Raw genomic sequence first — 15,154 nt, 5'->3', positions numbered from 1 at the left:
AGTGGGCTCGACTACCGGTCCGCGGCGACAGTTTCCCAGCGGGGCTGATTATGCGGAGGCGCTGCAGCACACGCAGTTGTGTTTCCGACACCCCGAGCTCCAAGGCGCACGGCCGGAACTGACCAAGCTCGGTCTGCCTCGTGCCATTTCCGGCGCCTTCGCGAGCGTCTTCTCGCTGACCTCGGCCTCCTCGGGCCAGCGGTATGCGGTCAAATGCTTCACCCGGCACGTCCCGGACCAGGAACGCCGTTACGAGGCCATCAGCTCCCGACTCGCGCAGCTGGACCCGGCCGAACTCTCGCAACCGTGGAATCTGGGTTTCGAGTACCTGGCCGACGCCATCAGCGTCGGGCGGGATCGCTATCCGGTCCTGAAAATGGAATGGGTCGAGGCTGTCACCCTGTCCTCCTGGCTTGACGACAACCACACCCACCGGTTCGCCGTCGACCGTCTGGTTGACCGGTTCGAGGCACTGACCCGTGATCTGGCCACCCACGAGATAGCCCATGGTGACCTCCAGCACGGCAATCTGCTCGTCGCGAGTGATGACACACTGCGTTTGGTCGACTACGACGGAATGTACGTCCCGGCGTTGGCCGGCATGGGCGGCACTGAGCGGGGACACCGCAACTACCAGTCGCCCATGCGGGGGAATGATGACTTCGGGGCTGCGCTGGACCGGTTCTCGGCTTGGGTCATCTTCTTGTCCCTCAAGGCAATTGCCTCCGACCCGACCCTGTGGAATCGGCTGCACGAGCCCAGCGGTGAGTTCCTACTGCTCACCGAGGACGATTTCAAGAATTCGGGCGGCTCTACGAGACTGCAAACGCTGCTGGCCCATCCTGACCGGACGGTGAGCGGCCTCGCCGACCAGGTGCGGTCCTTGGCCTTTCAGCCGTTGGACGTGCTACCTCCGCTCGCCGCAGCCGTGCCCAGACAACGGGCCGCCGCGACGACAACCTCAGCGGTATCGGGTGGTGGCACAGCGGCCGCCCCTGGGACAGGTGGACTGCCCGGATGGATGGCTGGCCACGTTTCTCCGCAGGCTACTCCTACGCCGACCGTGCCCTCGGTCACTGCACCGGACGGCTTCCATACGCGGACGCTGCTGGATGTCGCCACGGCCGTGCTCTGGCCGCTCATGCTCGTCGCAACGGTCTTGATGTTCGTCGCGGGGTTCTCGGCGCCACCGATCGGGCCGGGTGTGCCCGTTCTCGTTGCCATCGCGCTCACCGCGTTCGCCAGAGGCCGTCGCGCGGAGCGGGCACAGGCACGGGCTGCCCTCGCAGAGCTGACGAACGAACTGGCTCAGCTCGATGACCCGGTCAAGGCCGCCGAGAAGCTGCGCAAGGACCGGGCGAAGTTCGACGGAGCGGAGGCGAAGCGGGCCGCTGATTATCCACGAGCCCAGGGCAAGCTCACAGCCCGGTATCACGCCGAGCTCAAGGAGGTCGAGAAGCGCAAGATCCGCAAGCAGCGCGACATAGACAAGAAGATTGACGGGCTCTCGGAAGAACTCCGTAGAGCCCTGGCCAAGGCACTCACCGACAAGCAGGCCGCGTACGTGCGGGATCAGCTCAGCCGACGGTTGATCGCTCAGTCCCCGCCGCACGGCATCGGACCGAAGCTCGCCGCGCGGCTGGCAGCCAAGGGTATCCGTACGGCAGCCGACTTCACGGGCTACCGGCCCGTGCAGAACACTCAGTACAACAGCACCGGAGCCGTGCTCGTGCTGAGCAGCGGCCGCGTCGTTGACGTCCACGGCATCGGCGAGGCCAAGGCCATCGCCCTCGATGTGTGGCGCAGAGACTTGGTCGCTGCTGCTGAAGCCCGGCAGCCGAAAGCCCTCGATGCGTCAGAGCGACAGTCGATCGAGCAGGCAGTCGCCAGCCGTCGAGTCCAGCTCACCGCCCAGCGTAAGGCTGTGGAGTCCGAGACCGATGCGTCGCGTGCGAAGGCACGGAAGCAGATGGAGGACGACCAGAAGCGTCTCACCCGAGAGAACACCGTTGCGGGTGATCAGGCTCGACAGCAGCAACAGGAGTTCAGCCGGCGCGCGGTCGCACTCCAACAGAACAGCGCGCTCCACGGGACGCTGAGTGCCTCCGTCGAGGCTGCCAAGCTCCGGCAGCGCGGATTGTCTTTCGCGTGCTACCTGCGGTTCCTCTACATCGATCGCTGACGGCGTCAGACCCTCTCGATGGCGGTCCGGGCATGACCCGCAGCCGGGACAGGGCCCATTTCAGCGCGGTGTCGTTGATCTCCGAGTGGATCACCTCGACGAGCACCGCGGCGGAGGTGACGACCGGTAGGTCGGCGTCACGGGCGGGGGTGAGCCACTCGCGTACCTCACGGTCACGCTGAACGGCCTTGGCCAGGCCCCCGCTGCCCAGGATGAGGGCGCCGCTCACGCGTCCGCACCGGCCCCGGAAGGGAGGCAGCCCCGGTGAGCTTGGCCCGCTTGGCGGCCACGGCTTCCGGGTCGATGGGGTCGTTTGACTGGTCGAAGTCGGCGATCAGGCCGTCCAGGCGCTCGATGTGGCGTTGTGCGGCCTTCTCCAGGTATGCGGATACAGCCGCGCTTGCCGACCCGCTCACGGATTGCCGGCAGCGAGCCGACGGTGAGGGTGACGGAGATGCCGCTGCTGGGTCCGTCGCCGGGGAAGAAGTCGGTGTCATCGTCAACCGTGATTCTCGGGCGGAGCATGCGTCAAGAGATCGCACTCCCGCTGGCGGTTCCCTCACTGCCGAGGAACCGAGGCCACGGACGACGAGCCGGGCCGTCCAGTACCGTCCCCCACCACCCACTGCCTCCGCTGCTCTGACCGATCGGCCGTCACCACGGGATCACGGACGGTAGGGTGATGGCGATCGCAGCACACACGGTGATCCCGCATGACACAAGCACGAGGGGGAGGGCGACGAGACGACATGGCGGCGCTGGAGGAGAGTCAGGGGCGTACACGGGACCAACGGTCGGTCTTCGAGCGGTATCAGGACGCGGCGGCCGATGCCGGGGAGCTTGATTCGCCTCTGTTCTCCGTGGAGGTCACCGCCGACGGTCGGCCGACCGACATCGAGCGCGAGGAGGCCGAGGATGAGGTGATCGAGCAGATCACCTCTCCCTTCGACCCGGAGCACATCGACATCGACACCCGGACGACGACTGTCGATCTGCTGCTGTCCCGGCTGCGCAACGAGATGATCGACCTCGCGCCGGACTTCCAGCGCAAGGCGGGCATCTGGACCGACGGCAAGCAGAGCCGTCTCATCGAGTCACTGCTGCTGCGGATCCCTATCCCGTCTTTCTACGCCGCCGAGAAAAAGGACGGCAGTTGGGCGATCGTCGACGGCATCCAGCGCCTCACGTCCATTGCCCGCTTCGTGGAGCCGCAGACGGTCGGCGCCGACCCGCTGACGCTGACGGGCCTGGAGTATCTGCGTAACTTTGATGAGGCAATCTTCGCGGACCTCTCCGGAAAGCTTCAGATCCGGCTGCGTGAGACGGAGGTCGTCGTTCACGTCATCCGACGTGGCACACCCGAGCCGGTGATGTTCAACGTCTTCGCTCGCATCAACACCGGAGGCGAACCCCTCACCCGGCAGGAGATCCGACACGCACTCATCCCGGGACGGGCCCGCACGCTCCTCGCGGAGCTTGCGGAAACCAAGGAGTTCCGGCAGGCCACCGGCTACAGCGTCGTCGGCGACCGGATGGCTGACCGGGAGATGGTCCTCCGCTTCCTGGCTTTCCGGATGACTTCCCCCCACGCATACAAGCCCGGCGACTTCGACGCGTTCCTCGCTGAGGCGATGCACCAGGTGAACCGTCTCGACAGCGCGGACGAGGACCGCCTCCGGACCGAGTTCATCACGGCGATGCTCGCGGCCAAGGAGATATTCGGTCCCCACGCTTTCCGGAAATACCGCCGGAACCAGCAGCGCAAGTCACCCATCAACAAAGCACTCTTCGAGGCGGTCGCCGTCAATTTCGCGAGCCTCGGCGACGACGATCGCGAAGCGCTGCGGCAGATCGACGTCCTCGACGCCTTCGCGGAGCTCATGGAGGACGTGGAGTTCGAGCGTGCTATCTCCGTGGGCACCGGCGACGCCAGGAAGGTGCGCAAGCGGTTCGACGCCGTCAGGGAACTGTTCGAGAACGCGCTCAGCGAGGCACGGAGAGATACCGAGCAGTGATCAACCACATCAAGCTGATCAACTTCAAGGCGTTCCGGCGCCTGGAACTCCCCCTCGGCCCACTGACGCTCCTTACCGGTCTCAACTCCTCGGGCAAGAGCAGCGTCCTGCAGGCACTGGGGCTGCTGCGGCAGTCGTACGAGACCCAGATGCTCATCCGGACCAAACGCGCCGGAGGCGGGTTGCTGCTCAACGGCGATCTCGTGGCTTTGGGCACCGCGCAGGACGTCCTGCACGAAGATTTTGGCCCCGTGGAAGAACTCCCCGCCATCGATGAGCCGCTCGTTGGCTTCGTCATCGAGGAGGACGGCGAGCAACGCATGTGGGCCGCCACATATGACATTCGTCATCCGGACCGGGACGTCATGCCCCTGGCGGAGGGGTCGGTTCGCTCGCATCTGGCCGAGCAGTCGTTTCAGTACCTGCACGCCGATCGCATCACGCCGGCGGTCACCTACCCGCGCTCCCACCAGATCGCCATTGCGCGCGGGTTCCTCGGCGTGCGAGGCGAGCACACCGTCAACTACCTGCGCCACCACACGGAGCAGGACATGCCCATGGAAGTGCCGGACGGTCCGCTCCGGCATCGAGGCGCCACATCTCCCCAGCTCCTGGACCAGACGATCGCCTGGATGCAGGAGCTGTGTCCGGGTGTCAACATCGAGACGGACCCCGTCGAAGGCACCGACTCGGTCCGTCTCTCCTACGGCTTCGGCGGCACCGCCGGTATCAACGCCACCCGTCGTCGCCGGCCCACCCACGTGGGCTTCGGTCTCACCTATGCGTTGCCCATCGTTGTCGCCTGCCTCACTGCGACGCCCGAGAGCCTGATCCTGCTGGAGAACCCCGAGGCCCACCTGCACCCGAAAGGACAGAGCAGGATGGCCGCATTGCTCTCCGCGGCCGCGGCCACCGGTGCCCAGCTGATCGTCGAGACGCACAGTGACCACGTGCTGAACGGCGTCCGCGTCGCCGTGAAACACGGCGTTCTCCGGCCGCAGGACGTGGTCGTGCACTACTTCCGCGGCAATGGGGCGGGTACCGAGGTCGTCACTCCCCGCATCGACAAGGACGGCATGCTCGAACAGTGGCCCGAGGGCTTCTTCGACGAGTGGGAGAACTCGCTCGACCAGCTGCTGGACTGACGGCAGGGGACGACACAGGGGGAGAGGAAAGAGTGCCACTGCTGTTTCTGAATGAGAAGTCCTGGGGGACCATCTCCGACCCGGCGCGGGCTGAGCGGGCCATGGCTGACTTCGTGGCCGTCGTCCGTGCCGCCGCAGCCGCGGGAGGCACGGCCCTCGTGAGCGAGGTGGACGTCAAGGCACTGGACATCGCCGACGGCTATCCCGTCAACAAGTGGATCGGCGCCAGCCCGCGCAACCGCGCTCTCTGGCAGCGCCTTCGGGCCTTACAGGGTCGCTCACCCGTACGGAGCGTCTTCCCCGCGGAGGATGCCGCCGAACATCTGGAATATCGTCACAATGGCGAGGTCGTCCTCGGCCTGGGCGCCGCGCACTTCATGGATGGCATCGCCGTCAGCCTTCCGGTGGCTCGACAGTGGCAGGCCGACATCGTCACCCTGGAGCGCAGCGAACTCACTGAAGACGACAACGGCACGCTGGAGATGAGGCACGACACTGTCGATGTCCGGCACCTGTCCGCCGAGCCGCATCTCGACGTGCACCTGGACTGGATCCGGGCGGCACGCCGGGAGGGCCTCACCACCGGGTCGCGGATTTGGGACAGCTGTGCCGATCTCTTTCCGCACCTCACGTTCCTGCCGCGGGTCGAGGACCAGCTCAGCGTCCTGAACCCGCACTGGGTGGTACCCGTACGGCGAGCTCTGGAGCGACTGGAGGAAGCCGTCGCCGTGTGGGACCCGGCGAGCATGGCCGAGCCCGAGTGGCGGACCAAGGTGAGCCCGGAGGGCGAGACCCGTAAGCGCGTGTGCCGTTTCACCGATCTGGACGGGGAAACACGCACCTTCGACCTGCATGCCCGATTCACCCCGGGCGCCGGCCGCATCCACTTCCGCTTGGTTCCGGAGGATCGGACGATCCGCCTCGCCCACATCGGCAGTAAGATCCGGCCGGAGGTCTAGGCCCTGTCAGAACAGGGTGCACTGTCCTTCCAGCACCCTGACCCTCGTTGCCGGCGACGGCTTCGGAATCGGCGGAGCTTCCGGCACCTGTGCCTGCTTCCCCTCGGTCTCCCACCATTGGAAGGCCTCGGCCCCTGCCCGGCGATCGCCGCGCGGACCTCGACTACCGTCAACTGCGAGAAGCCACTTCAGGAGCGGGCGATGGACAACGACATTCAGTTGATCAGTGACGGTGATGGACTGGGGGTCATCGGGAATGCAACGGATGTCGAACGCTTCCTCGTCTCGGAAGGACTGTCGTCGAAGGACCTCGGACTGCAACGGCTCAAGTCCATTGTCGGTACCGGAGCTGTAGTCGCGCAGGCAGGTTCGGACATTGCCGCCAATTCCGGTCGCTGGGTGAAGCTGACTCGGGAGTCGGCACAGCTTGTCAAGAAGCTCGCCACGATCGACGGGAAGGTCGACGACGTACTGCGCGCCCAGAAGGACGCTGTGTTGGCCCGCATGATCGGAGTGGGCTTCGTCATCGAGGAGGCCATGACCATTCGAGAGAAGAAGGGTCGGGTCGACGAGGTCACGTGGTCGAAGGTGCAGACCGCGCCGATGACGATCGCAGAAACCCAGGCGTAGGCATTGCGTCAATCGAGGCACTCGCCGAGAAGATGGAGCGCAAGACCAAGATCGGTGATCTCGCCAGGACGGCCAAGGCCGCTGAGTCCATGATTCGGGAGTGGCTCGCTGTTCTGGCTCGCTGCTTCCAACTGCAGGACGCGATTGCAGTGCTCGAACTGGACCGCAGTCGAGCATCCATGTCGCGACCGGCGTCTATGACTTCCGCGGGCGGCTGGGGATTGAGTCTGGTCGCCGGTCATCGGAGGCGAGACGGTGGGTAGACGCGGCCGCAGAGGCGAGGAACAAGGCGCTCGAGACAGGAGCAATGGGCGTCGCTGCTGCCGGAAGCCTCGGCAACGAGACCCTCGACCGTGCCAGCTCGGTAACGGGCAAGCTCTCCAGCGGAATCGCCGAGCGAGCGCGCCGTCGGCGCGGGGGCAGGGAGTAACGAGACGAGGAGGGCTGAGTGAACGCTGACCGCCAGCCACGTGCGCAGCCCGACTGCACCCTCAGTCCTCCGGCCGCCGCCCGTCCCCGTTGTCACCCTCCCAGCCGTCCGCAAGGTTGACGACCGCCCCGCCGCCATCGCGCGGAACCGCCTCGGTCCCCGCCGCAGCATCCGTATGCTTCGTCATCGATCACCGCCTCCCCGGCCCAACGCCCCCGGGAGGGCGCCGTCACGCCGCGCGCTTCGTACCCGTACACACACCGCGCGCACAACCGGTCCGCGTCGGTGCGTCACGACTGGCTAACGCTACGCGACCAGCGGGACCGTGGTCGGCATGACGAACAATCCCGACAGCCCCACCCGTACCACCCAACTCGCCACCCCCACCCGGCGCTTGACCACCACCCCCGCCTCCGCTGACCACACCTTCGAGATGCGTTTCACCTCCACACCCCGAGGAGTTCGTCTCGCCCGGCGGCTGGCAGCCATCCGGCTGGACGCATGGGGAATCCCGTACAGCTCCGAGCCCCACGACGAGATCGACCTGATCGTCGCCGAGCTGAGCTCGAACGCCGTGCGGCACGGCCGCGTCCCCGGCCGTGACTTCCGCCTCCGCCTGCATGTGACGCCAGCGGGCCCGCGCCCCGCGACTGCCCGGATCGAGGTCACCGACAGCCGCGCCGAACGCGTGCCGCGATGCCCTGCCGCCCCACCTGCCTCGGACGGCCCCGGCGCCGAGGAGACCGGCCGTGGCCTGCTCCTCGTATCGCACCTGGCCGCCCGCTGGGACTGGCGCCTATGCCCGACGGCTCGGGCAAGGCGGTCTGGGCGGACTATGTTCTCCCTGGTTCGCCCACCCCTTGCCCGCCGGGCGCGGCGCCTGCCTCAAGGGGTGCGCGACGGATCACCTGACTTTGCGGTGAGTATCGGACGGCGACACGCCATGGTGTCGGGTTCTCGCCGTCCGATACTCACCGCAAATCACTCGGCTGCCTGTTGAGCCTCGGGTCGATGGCGGGCCAGGGCGCGAGCGGCCATCTCCTCCGCCGACAGGACGCCGCGTACGCATGCGTCGGCGTCCTCGCCGGAGGCGGGTGTCGGCCGGAGGCTCTCGGCAGCGAGGGAGCCCGTGGCGCATTCGGCTGCCTTCTTGCGGGCGACGAGATGCCTCGGGTTCTCGGGAGCGCCAAGCGAGATGTACATCTGATACATTTGTGACATGAATGATCCCGTCGTCGAATCCATGGCCGAGGTCCGCAGTCACCTCGCCGACGTCATTGACCGTGCCCGCCGGGCGGAGACCCCGACAATCATCACCCGGCGCGGCAAGCAGGAAGCCGTCGTGATCGACATCCAGGAGTACCAGCGCCTGCGCCGGATCGCCGAAGACGCCGAAGAAGCATGGCTGAACCGGCTGGCCGACGAAGCTGAGTCCGAAGGCATGGAAGGTTCTGTCTCGCTCGAAGAGATGGCCGCCCTGCTCCGTGCCGATCAGGACTGACCCTCATGGGGTACGTCACGCGCTTCACGCCGCACGCGCAGCGGGACATGCTCAAGATCCCGCGCCCGGATGCGCTGCGCATCCTGTATCGCCTCGCCGAACTGCAGAAGGCGATGGACTCGGACGACACAGCAGCGTTCGACATCAAGGCCCTGCGGGGCCACAGTGCCCGATGGCGTTTGAGGGTAGGCGACTACCGCGTCGTCTACACCGTCGAGGGAGGTCAGTTGATCGTCTGGGTCCTGGCCGTCGGTAATCGCCGCGATGTCTACGGCCAGGTTCCCTGAGACCCCGCCGTCCGGGTCATCGGGATCCGCCGCCGCCTAGCCGCGCGGTCCAGGCTGCGCAGGGTCGCTCACATCGGCCCACCGGTTTGTGTGCGGTGGGTGTTACCCCTGACGATCAGCCGCGGAGACGCCCACGTAATGAGTCGTTTGTACGATCACGGACGTATGGCGGTCACGAAGGGCCGAAACAGGTCGATCAGGAGAGAGAGGCGCTCGTGGTCGCACCGGGCTCGCGGAGTGAGGGCAGGACGAAGGTGCGGACGGTCTGCTCGTACTGCGGGGTGGGTTGCGGCATGGTCCTCGACGTCGGCAGGGGGCCGGACGGGCGGCGTACGGTGCTGAAGGCGGCCGGGGACAAGGAGCACCCCGCGAACTTCGGCCGGCTGTGCACCAAGGGCGCGACCACCGCGGACATGCTGGCCGCTCCGGGGCGGCTGACCACGGCCCTCATGCGGCCCGCGCGGGGGGAGGAGCCGGAGCCGGCCGCCGTGGACGCGGCGATCGCCGAGACGGCGCGGCGGCTGCGGGCCGTCGTCGACGAGCACGGGCCGGACGCGGTCGCCCTGTATGTGTCCGGGCAGATGAGCCTCGAGGCGCAGTACCTCGCGAACAAGCTGGCCAAGGGGTTCCTCCGGACCAACCAGATCGAGTCGAACTCCCGGCTGTGCATGGCCAGCGCCGGAACCGGCTACAAGCTGTCCCTCGGCGCCGACGGGCCTCCCGGCTCGTACCAGGACTTCGACAAGGCGGACGTCTTCTTCGTCATCGGCTCCAACATGGCCGACTGCCACCCGATCCTCTTCCTGCGCATGATGGACCGGGTGAAGGCGGGCGCGAAGCTGATCGTCGTCGATCCGCGGCGTACCGCCACCGCCGCCAAGGCTGATCTGTTTCTCCAGGTCAAGCCGGGTACGGACCTGGCGCTGCTCAACGGTCTGCTGCATCTGCTGCATGCGAACGGCCACACCGACCCCGAGTTCATCGCCGCGCACACCGAGGGCTGGGAGGCGATGCCCGCCTTCCTCGCCGACTACCCGCCCGCGGCCGTCGCGGAGATCACCGGCATTCCGGAGGACGACATCCGCGAGGCCGCCCGGCTGATCGGCGAGGCGGGGGAGTGGATGAGCTGCTGGACGATGGGGCTCAACCAGTCCACGCACGGCACCTGGAACACCAACGCCCTGATCAACCTGCATCTCGCCACCGGCGCGATCTGCCGCCCCGGCAGCGGGCCCTTCTCCCTGACCGGCCAGCCCAACGCCATGGGCGGTCGCGAGATGGGGTACATGGGGCCGGGGCTCCCGGGTCAGCGCTCGGTCCTCGTCGATGACGAGCGCGCGTTCGCCGAGGAGCTGTGGGGGCTGCCGGCGGGGACGGTCAGGGCGGACGGTGTCGGCAGGGGCACGGTCGAGATGTTCCAGAAGATGGCCGAGGGCGAGATCAAGGCGTGCTGGATCATCTGCACCAACCCGGTCGCCTCCGTCGCCAACCGCAGGACGGTCATCGAGGGCCTGGAGGCCGCCGAGTTCGTCGTCACCCAGGACGTCTTCGCCGAGACCGAGACCAACGCGTACGCCGATGTCGTCCTGCCCGGCGCCCTGTGGACCGAGGCCGAGGGGGTGCTCATCAACAGCGAGCGCGACCTCACCCTCGCCCAGCCGGCCGCCGACCCGCCCGGCGAGGCGATGGCCGACTGGCGGATCATCGCCGCGGTCGCCCGTGGGATGGGGTTCGAGCAGGGGTTCTCGTACGACAGCGCCGAGGAGGTCTTCGAGGAGATCAAGCGGGCCTGGAACCCCAAGACCGGCTACGACCTGCGCGGTGTGAGCTACGAGCGGCTGCGGACCACCCCGGTGCAGTGGCCGGCCGCCACCGTCGAAGGGCCGGACCGCAATCCCATCCGGTACGTCGGCGAGGACGGCTCGCTCACCTTCCCCACCCCGAGCGGCCGCGCCGTCTTCCACGCCCGCCCGCACATCCCGGCCGCCGAGATGCCGGACGACGACTACCCGTACGTCCTGAACACCGGCCGCCTCCAGCACCAGTGGCACACCCTGACCAAGACCGCCAGGGTGCCCAGGCTGAACAAGCTCAACCCCGGCCCCTTCGTGGAGGTGCACCCGCGGGACGCGGCCGGTCTTGGCATCGCCGACGGGGATTCGGTGGAGGTCGCCTCGCGGCGCGGGCGCGCCGTGCTGCCCGCGGTCGTCACCGACCGGGTGCGGCCGGGGGCCTGCTTCGCGCCGTTCCACTGGAACGACCTGTTCGGGGAGTATCTGAGCGTCAACGCGGTGACCAGCGACGCCGTCGATCCGCTGTCCTTCCAGCCTGAGCTGAAGGTGTGTGCCGTCTCGTTGGCGAAGGTGCCCGCGCCCGTGGTGAACCCCGCCCCGGGCGGGGGTCCGGCCGCCGCCTTCGGCCTGGAGCCCGCCGCGCCGCCCGTGCTGGCCGAGCGCGAACGGCGGTATCTGGTCGGCTTCCTGGCCGGGATCCCGTCCGGCGCCCCCGGCGTTCCCGTGCTGCCCCTGGACGCCCCGTTCACCCGCGAGCACACCCTGTGGGTCAACGGCGTGCTCGCCGGGATGTACTCCCGCACCCCCACGGCCCCCCGGCAGCGCACGGCCGAGGCGACCGAGGCGGCCGGGGCGACCGAGGAGACCCCGGGGCGCCAGGTGGTGATCCTCTGGGCCTCGCAGACCGGGAACGCCGAGGAGTTCGCGGCCGCCACCGCCGCGCGGCTCGCCGCGGGCGGCCACTCCGCGTCCCTGGTCGCGATGGACGAGGCCGACCCCGCCGGCCTGCCCGCCGGCGTCGATCTGCTGCTGATCACCAGCACCTTCGGCGACGGCGACGCCCCCGACAACGGGGCGGGCTTCTGGGACACCCTGGCCGCGCCCGACGCCCTGCGCCTGGAGGGGCGGCGCTACGCCGTCCTCGCCTTCGGCGACTCCTCGTACGACGACTTCTGCGGGCACGGCCGCCGCCTGGACCGGCGCATGGACGAGCTGGGCGCGGTGCGGCTGGCGCCGCGCGCGGACTGCGAGCCGGACTACGAGACGGCGGCCCACGCCTGGCTCGACGGCGTGCTCACCGCCCTGCGGGCCGCCCCGGAGCCGGCGGCCCCCGCGGCGCGGCAGGCCCCGCGCGCCAAGCGACCCGCCCCGGTCACCGCCCGCCTGGCGGGGAACCGGCTGCTCAGCCGGCCGGGTTCCCACAAGGAGGTCCGCCAGTTCACCTTCGACACCCGCGACAGCGAGGAGCCCCTCGACTACGAGGCGGGCGACGCCCTCGGCGTGCGGCCGCTCAACTCCCCGGACCTCGTGACGGAGTGGCTGACCCTCACCGGCCTGGACACGGACGCCGCCGTGGACGTCGACGGCGTGGGGGAGGTCTCCTTCGGCGAGGGCCTGTCGCGCCACCTGGACATCACCCGCGTCACCCCCGAGCTGCTGCGCTTCGCCACCGAACGCGCCCGCGACCCGCACCGGTTGAAGCGGCTGCTGCGCCCGGACAACAAGGGCGAGCTGGCGAAGTGGTCCTGGGGCCGGCAGGCCGTGGACGTGGTCGCCGAGTTCGGCATACGGGCCGACGCGCGGGAGTGGGCCGGGGTCCTGGGCCGCCTCCAGTCGCGCCTGTACTCCATATCCTCCAGCCCGTTGACCGACCCCCATCTGGTGTCGCTGACGGTCTCCGTGGTCCGGTACGAGAATGTGCACGGCCGACCGCGCCAGGGGGTCTGCTCGCCCTTCCTCGCCGACGCCCCGGCCGACACCCCGGTGCCGGTCCACGTCCAGCGCTCGCCCTACTTCCGCCCGCCCGCCGACCCGGCGACCCCCATGGTGATGGTCGGCCCCGGCACCGGCGTGGCGCCCTTCGTCGGCTTCCTGGAGGAGCGCCGGGCGCGTGGACACCGGGCGCCCAACTGGCTGTTCTTCGGCGAGCAGCGCCGGGCCACCGACTTCTACTACGAGCGGGAGCTGACCGCCCTCCTCGCCGAGGGCGCCCTCACCCGCCTGGACACCGCCTTCTCCCGCGACCAGCGGGCCAAGATCTACGTCCAGGACCGGATGCGCGAACACGGCCCCCAGCTGTGGTCCTGGCTCCAGGACGGCGCCCACTTCTACGTCTGCGGCGACGCCTCCCGCATGGCCAAGGACGTCGACCAGGCCCTGCGGGACATCGCCGCCGTCCACGGCGGCCTGAGCGAGGCGGACGCGGCGGCGTACGTCAAACAGCTCGCCGTGGACAGGCGCTATGTGCGTGACGTCTACTGACCCCGCCCCGACAGCCGCCGTATGACGGCTCAGCGCACCCGCAGGACGTCGAGCGCCGCGAGGGCCACCTGGAGCTCTATGCGCTGCTCGCCGGACTCGAGGTCGCAGTCGAGCAGCCGCTCGATGGTGCGCAGGCGCTGGTAGACGGTCTCCCGGGACAGGCCGCCGCGGCGCGCCGCCGTGGTCTTGTTGCCCGCCGCGTCCAGGTAGTGGCGCAGGGTCGCGAGCAGGTCGGTGTGGTGCCGGGCGTCGTGGTCGATGAGCCGGCCGAGCTGCCGTTCGGCGTAGCTCTGGATGCGGGTGTCCTTGCGCAGCGCGTACAGCAGTCGGCGCAGGCCGATGTCGGACAGCTCGTGGAAGGACCTGCCCGCGGGGAGGGGCTGGCCGGGCAGGGCCGCCTCGGCCACGCGCGCCGCCTCGCGCAGCGAACGGGCGGTGTCGGAGAGGTCCGTGACCTCGGAGCCGACGCTCACCACCGCCCCCGGGTCCAGGTCCAGCGCGACGCGGCTGAGCCGTTCGACCGTGGGCCGCCACGGCTGGACGGGGCGCAGGGCCAGCAGAAGGCCGATCCGGCCGGGGGACAGGGCGCCGACGAGCGCCGGAACGCCCGCCGTCCGCAGCTCCTGGGACAGCCGGCTCTCCGGCTCCGCGCCGTCGCCGTCGCCGTCGGCGCTGCTTCGCAGGTCCACGAGGACGGCGACGAAACGTCCGGCGTCGGCGGGCAGGCCCAGCGCGGCGAAGCGGGCGCGGGCGTCCTCGGGCGAGCGGTGGCGCTGCTCGGCGAGGTGGCGCAGGGCGCTGCGCTGCGCCGTGCGCTCCCAGGGGGTGGCGTGGATGAGCCGGGCGATGGTCAGCGCCATCGCCGTCCGCTCCAGCACGGCCACGTCCTCGGGCCCGAAAGCGCCGGCGGGCCCGGCGGGCAGCATGGCCGCCCGGCCCCAGCGCTCCCCCTGGTACTCCACGGGGGCCACCAGCCAGCCCTCGGGCCCGAGCACCTCCGCGTGGTCGCCGGGCGGGGTCGCCCGGGAGCGCTGCTCCCAGCCGCCGAGCGCCTCCTCCACCGTGCCGCCGGAGGGTTCGCAGATGAGCGCCTGGTGCACCAGGTTCTCCAGGACGACCGTGTGGCCGCTCATCTCCGCCGCCGCGCGCACCACGTCCTCCGGGCCCGCGCCGCGCAGCGTCAGCGCGGTGAACGCCTCGTGGATCCGCTGGGTCCTGCGCATCGCCTCCGCCTGGTCGCCGAGGATGCGCGCGTGAACGACCTGGGTGACCTCCAGGAAGTTGACGTCCTTGGCCAGGGTGACCAGAGGGAGGCCACGGTTCCGGCAGGCCTGGACGAGCGCGGGCGGCGGCCGGTGGTAGCGCCGGATCAGCTCGATGACCAGCGCGGCGGCCCCGATGTCGGCCAGCTCGTCCACGTATCGGCGCACCCCCGCCGCGTCCTCGGGCAGGGGCATGCCGGTGGTCAGGACGAGCTCGCCGCCCTTGAGGAAGGAGGCGGGGTCGGTCAGCTCGGTGATGTGGACCCAGCGGACCGGGCGGCCGAGTCCGGCCGCGCCGGTGACCACCCGGGGCTGCCCGGCGGCCAGGACGGGGAAGGCCAGCACGTCGGCCACGGTGAGCGGGTGGCCGACCGCGGTCGCACCCGGGCCGTCCGCGTCCGGTGGCCCGGCCGTCCGGTGGTTCTCGCCCACGGTGCCTCCCTGCGTGTCGGGCCACTCTGACAAGCAT

At 69.4% G+C, this 15,154-nt stretch carries 11 protein-coding genes and 4 pseudogenes; 9 read left to right on the top strand and 6 right to left on the bottom strand.

Annotated features, from left to right (window positions below):
- Window position 1: 1 nt before the first annotated feature.
- Window positions 2-2,182: an AarF/UbiB family protein gene (locus ABTY62_RS27175; RefSeq protein WP_352132031.1), complete on the top strand. Its 2,181-nt coding sequence runs from the start codon at window positions 2-4 to the stop codon at window positions 2,180-2,182.
- A 28-nt stretch (window positions 2,183-2,210) separates the two neighbouring features.
- Here ABTY62_RS27175 and ABTY62_RS27170 read toward each other — a convergent pair.
- Together ABTY62_RS27170 and ABTY62_RS27165 are read right to left on the bottom strand one after the other, a co-directional pair.
- Window positions 2,211-2,411 (bottom strand): annotated as a pseudogene (locus ABTY62_RS27170) (DNA-binding protein); the annotation flags it as partial.
- Window positions 2,356-2,707, bottom strand: a pseudogene (locus tag ABTY62_RS27165) (hypothetical protein). The pseudogenes ABTY62_RS27165 and ABTY62_RS27170, both read right to left, overlap by 56 nt.
- A gap of 224 nt (window positions 2,708-2,931) precedes the next feature.
- Between ABTY62_RS27165 and ABTY62_RS27160 the strand changes: the two are divergent.
- The 4 genes and pseudogenes from ABTY62_RS27160 to ABTY62_RS27145 all read left to right on the top strand — a co-directional run bounded on the left by ABTY62_RS27160 (window position 2,932) and on the right by ABTY62_RS27145 (window position 7,361).
- Window positions 2,932-4,197: a GmrSD restriction endonuclease domain-containing protein gene (locus ABTY62_RS27160; RefSeq protein WP_352132030.1), complete on the top strand. Its 1,266-nt coding sequence runs from the start codon at window positions 2,932-2,934 to the stop codon at window positions 4,195-4,197.
- On the top strand, window positions 4,194-5,342 hold the full coding sequence (locus tag ABTY62_RS27155; RefSeq protein ID WP_352132029.1) for an AAA family ATPase: 1,149 nt from the start codon (window positions 4,194-4,196) through the stop codon (window positions 5,340-5,342). Before ABTY62_RS27160 ends, ABTY62_RS27155 begins: the two co-directional genes overlap by 4 nt.
- 101 nt (window positions 5,343-5,443) lie before the next feature.
- Complete coding sequence (locus tag ABTY62_RS27150; protein WP_352132028.1) at window positions 5,444-6,301, top strand: hypothetical protein; 858 nt, start codon at window positions 5,444-5,446, stop codon at window positions 6,299-6,301.
- 201 nt (window positions 6,302-6,502) lie between these two features.
- A pseudogene (locus ABTY62_RS27145) lies at window positions 6,503-7,361 on the top strand (hypothetical protein).
- A 61-nt stretch (window positions 7,362-7,422) separates the two neighbouring features.
- On the opposite strand, the gene ABTY62_RS27140 reads toward ABTY62_RS27145, so the two are convergent.
- Together ABTY62_RS27140 and ABTY62_RS27135 are read right to left on the bottom strand one after the other, a co-directional pair.
- A complete protein-coding gene (locus tag ABTY62_RS27140) occupies window positions 7,423-7,548 on the bottom strand; it encodes a hypothetical protein (RefSeq protein ID WP_352132027.1) in 126 nt (41 codons plus the stop codon).
- A 119-nt stretch (window positions 7,549-7,667) separates the two neighbouring features.
- Window positions 7,668-7,805, bottom strand: coding sequence for a hypothetical protein (locus tag ABTY62_RS27135; protein WP_352132134.1), 138 nt, complete (start codon window positions 7,803-7,805; stop codon window positions 7,668-7,670).
- Here ABTY62_RS27135 and ABTY62_RS27130 point away from each other — a divergent pair.
- Window positions 7,795-8,273: pseudogene (locus tag ABTY62_RS27130) on the top strand (ATP-binding protein). The gene ABTY62_RS27135 and the pseudogene ABTY62_RS27130 sit on opposite strands and share 11 nt — an antisense overlap.
- A 69-nt stretch (window positions 8,274-8,342) precedes the next feature.
- Here the strand turns inward: ABTY62_RS27130 and ABTY62_RS27125 are convergent.
- Window positions 8,343-8,564, bottom strand: a complete 222-nt coding sequence (locus ABTY62_RS27125; RefSeq protein WP_352132026.1) for an antitoxin VbhA family protein — start codon at window positions 8,562-8,564, stop codon at window positions 8,343-8,345.
- Window positions 8,565-8,580: 16 nt separating this feature from the next.
- On the opposite strand from ABTY62_RS27125, the gene ABTY62_RS27120 reads away from it, so the two are divergent.
- The 3 genes from ABTY62_RS27120 to ABTY62_RS27110 all read left to right on the top strand — a co-directional run bounded on the left by ABTY62_RS27120 (window position 8,581) and on the right by ABTY62_RS27110 (window position 13,423).
- Window positions 8,581-8,862 carry a type II toxin-antitoxin system Phd/YefM family antitoxin gene (locus ABTY62_RS27120; protein ID WP_352132025.1) on the top strand — a complete coding sequence of 94 codons (282 nt, stop codon included), beginning with the start codon at window positions 8,581-8,583 and terminating at the stop codon, window positions 8,860-8,862.
- Window positions 8,863-8,867: 5 nt separating this feature from the next.
- The gene (locus ABTY62_RS27115; protein ID WP_352132024.1) at window positions 8,868-9,149 is read left to right on the top strand and encodes a type II toxin-antitoxin system RelE family toxin; all 282 of its coding nucleotides are present in this window, start codon (window positions 8,868-8,870) and stop codon (window positions 9,147-9,149) included.
- Window positions 9,150-9,442: 293 nt separating this feature from the next.
- Window positions 9,443-13,423 carry a bifunctional nitrate reductase/sulfite reductase flavoprotein subunit alpha gene (locus tag ABTY62_RS27110; protein ID WP_352132023.1) on the top strand — a complete coding sequence of 1,327 codons (3,981 nt, stop codon included), beginning with the start codon at window positions 9,443-9,445 and terminating at the stop codon, window positions 13,421-13,423.
- A gap of 29 nt (window positions 13,424-13,452) precedes the next feature.
- Here ABTY62_RS27110 and ABTY62_RS27105 read toward each other — a convergent pair whose 3' ends face one another.
- Window positions 13,453-15,117 carry a PucR family transcriptional regulator gene (locus tag ABTY62_RS27105; RefSeq protein ID WP_352132022.1) on the bottom strand — a complete coding sequence of 555 codons (1,665 nt, stop codon included), beginning with the start codon at window positions 15,115-15,117 and terminating at the stop codon, window positions 13,453-13,455.
- Between the last annotated feature and the right edge of the window lie 37 nt (window positions 15,118-15,154).

The sequence above is a fragment of the Streptomyces sp. NPDC097640 genome (assembly GCF_040302705.1).
Lineage (GTDB): Bacteria > Actinomycetota > Actinomycetes > Streptomycetales > Streptomycetaceae > Streptomyces.
This window is presented reverse-complemented; position numbering and strand designations above follow the sequence as displayed.

What these genes read in the sequence shown, in the direction of transcription:
- ABTY62_RS27160 (WP_352132030.1), top strand. Translation starts at nt 2,932, where the DNA reads ATGGCGGCGCTGGAGGAGAGTCAGGGGCGTACACGGGACCAACGGTCG.
- ABTY62_RS27150 (WP_352132028.1), top strand. Translation starts at nt 5,444, where the DNA reads ATGGCTGACTTCGTGGCCGTCGTCCGTGCCGCCGCAGCCGCGGGAGGC.
- ABTY62_RS27140 (WP_352132027.1), bottom strand. Translation starts at nt 7,548, where the DNA reads ATGACGAAGCATACGGATGCTGCGGCGGGGACCGAGGCGGTTCCGCGC.
- ABTY62_RS27125 (WP_352132026.1), bottom strand. Translation starts at nt 8,564, where the DNA reads ATGTACATCTCGCTTGGCGCTCCCGAGAACCCGAGGCATCTCGTCGCC.
- ABTY62_RS27120 (WP_352132025.1), top strand. Translation starts at nt 8,581, where the DNA reads ATGAATGATCCCGTCGTCGAATCCATGGCCGAGGTCCGCAGTCACCTC.
- ABTY62_RS27115 (WP_352132024.1), top strand. Translation starts at nt 8,868, where the DNA reads ATGGGGTACGTCACGCGCTTCACGCCGCACGCGCAGCGGGACATGCTC.
- ABTY62_RS27110 (WP_352132023.1), top strand. Translation starts at nt 9,443, where the DNA reads ATGGTCCTCGACGTCGGCAGGGGGCCGGACGGGCGGCGTACGGTGCTG.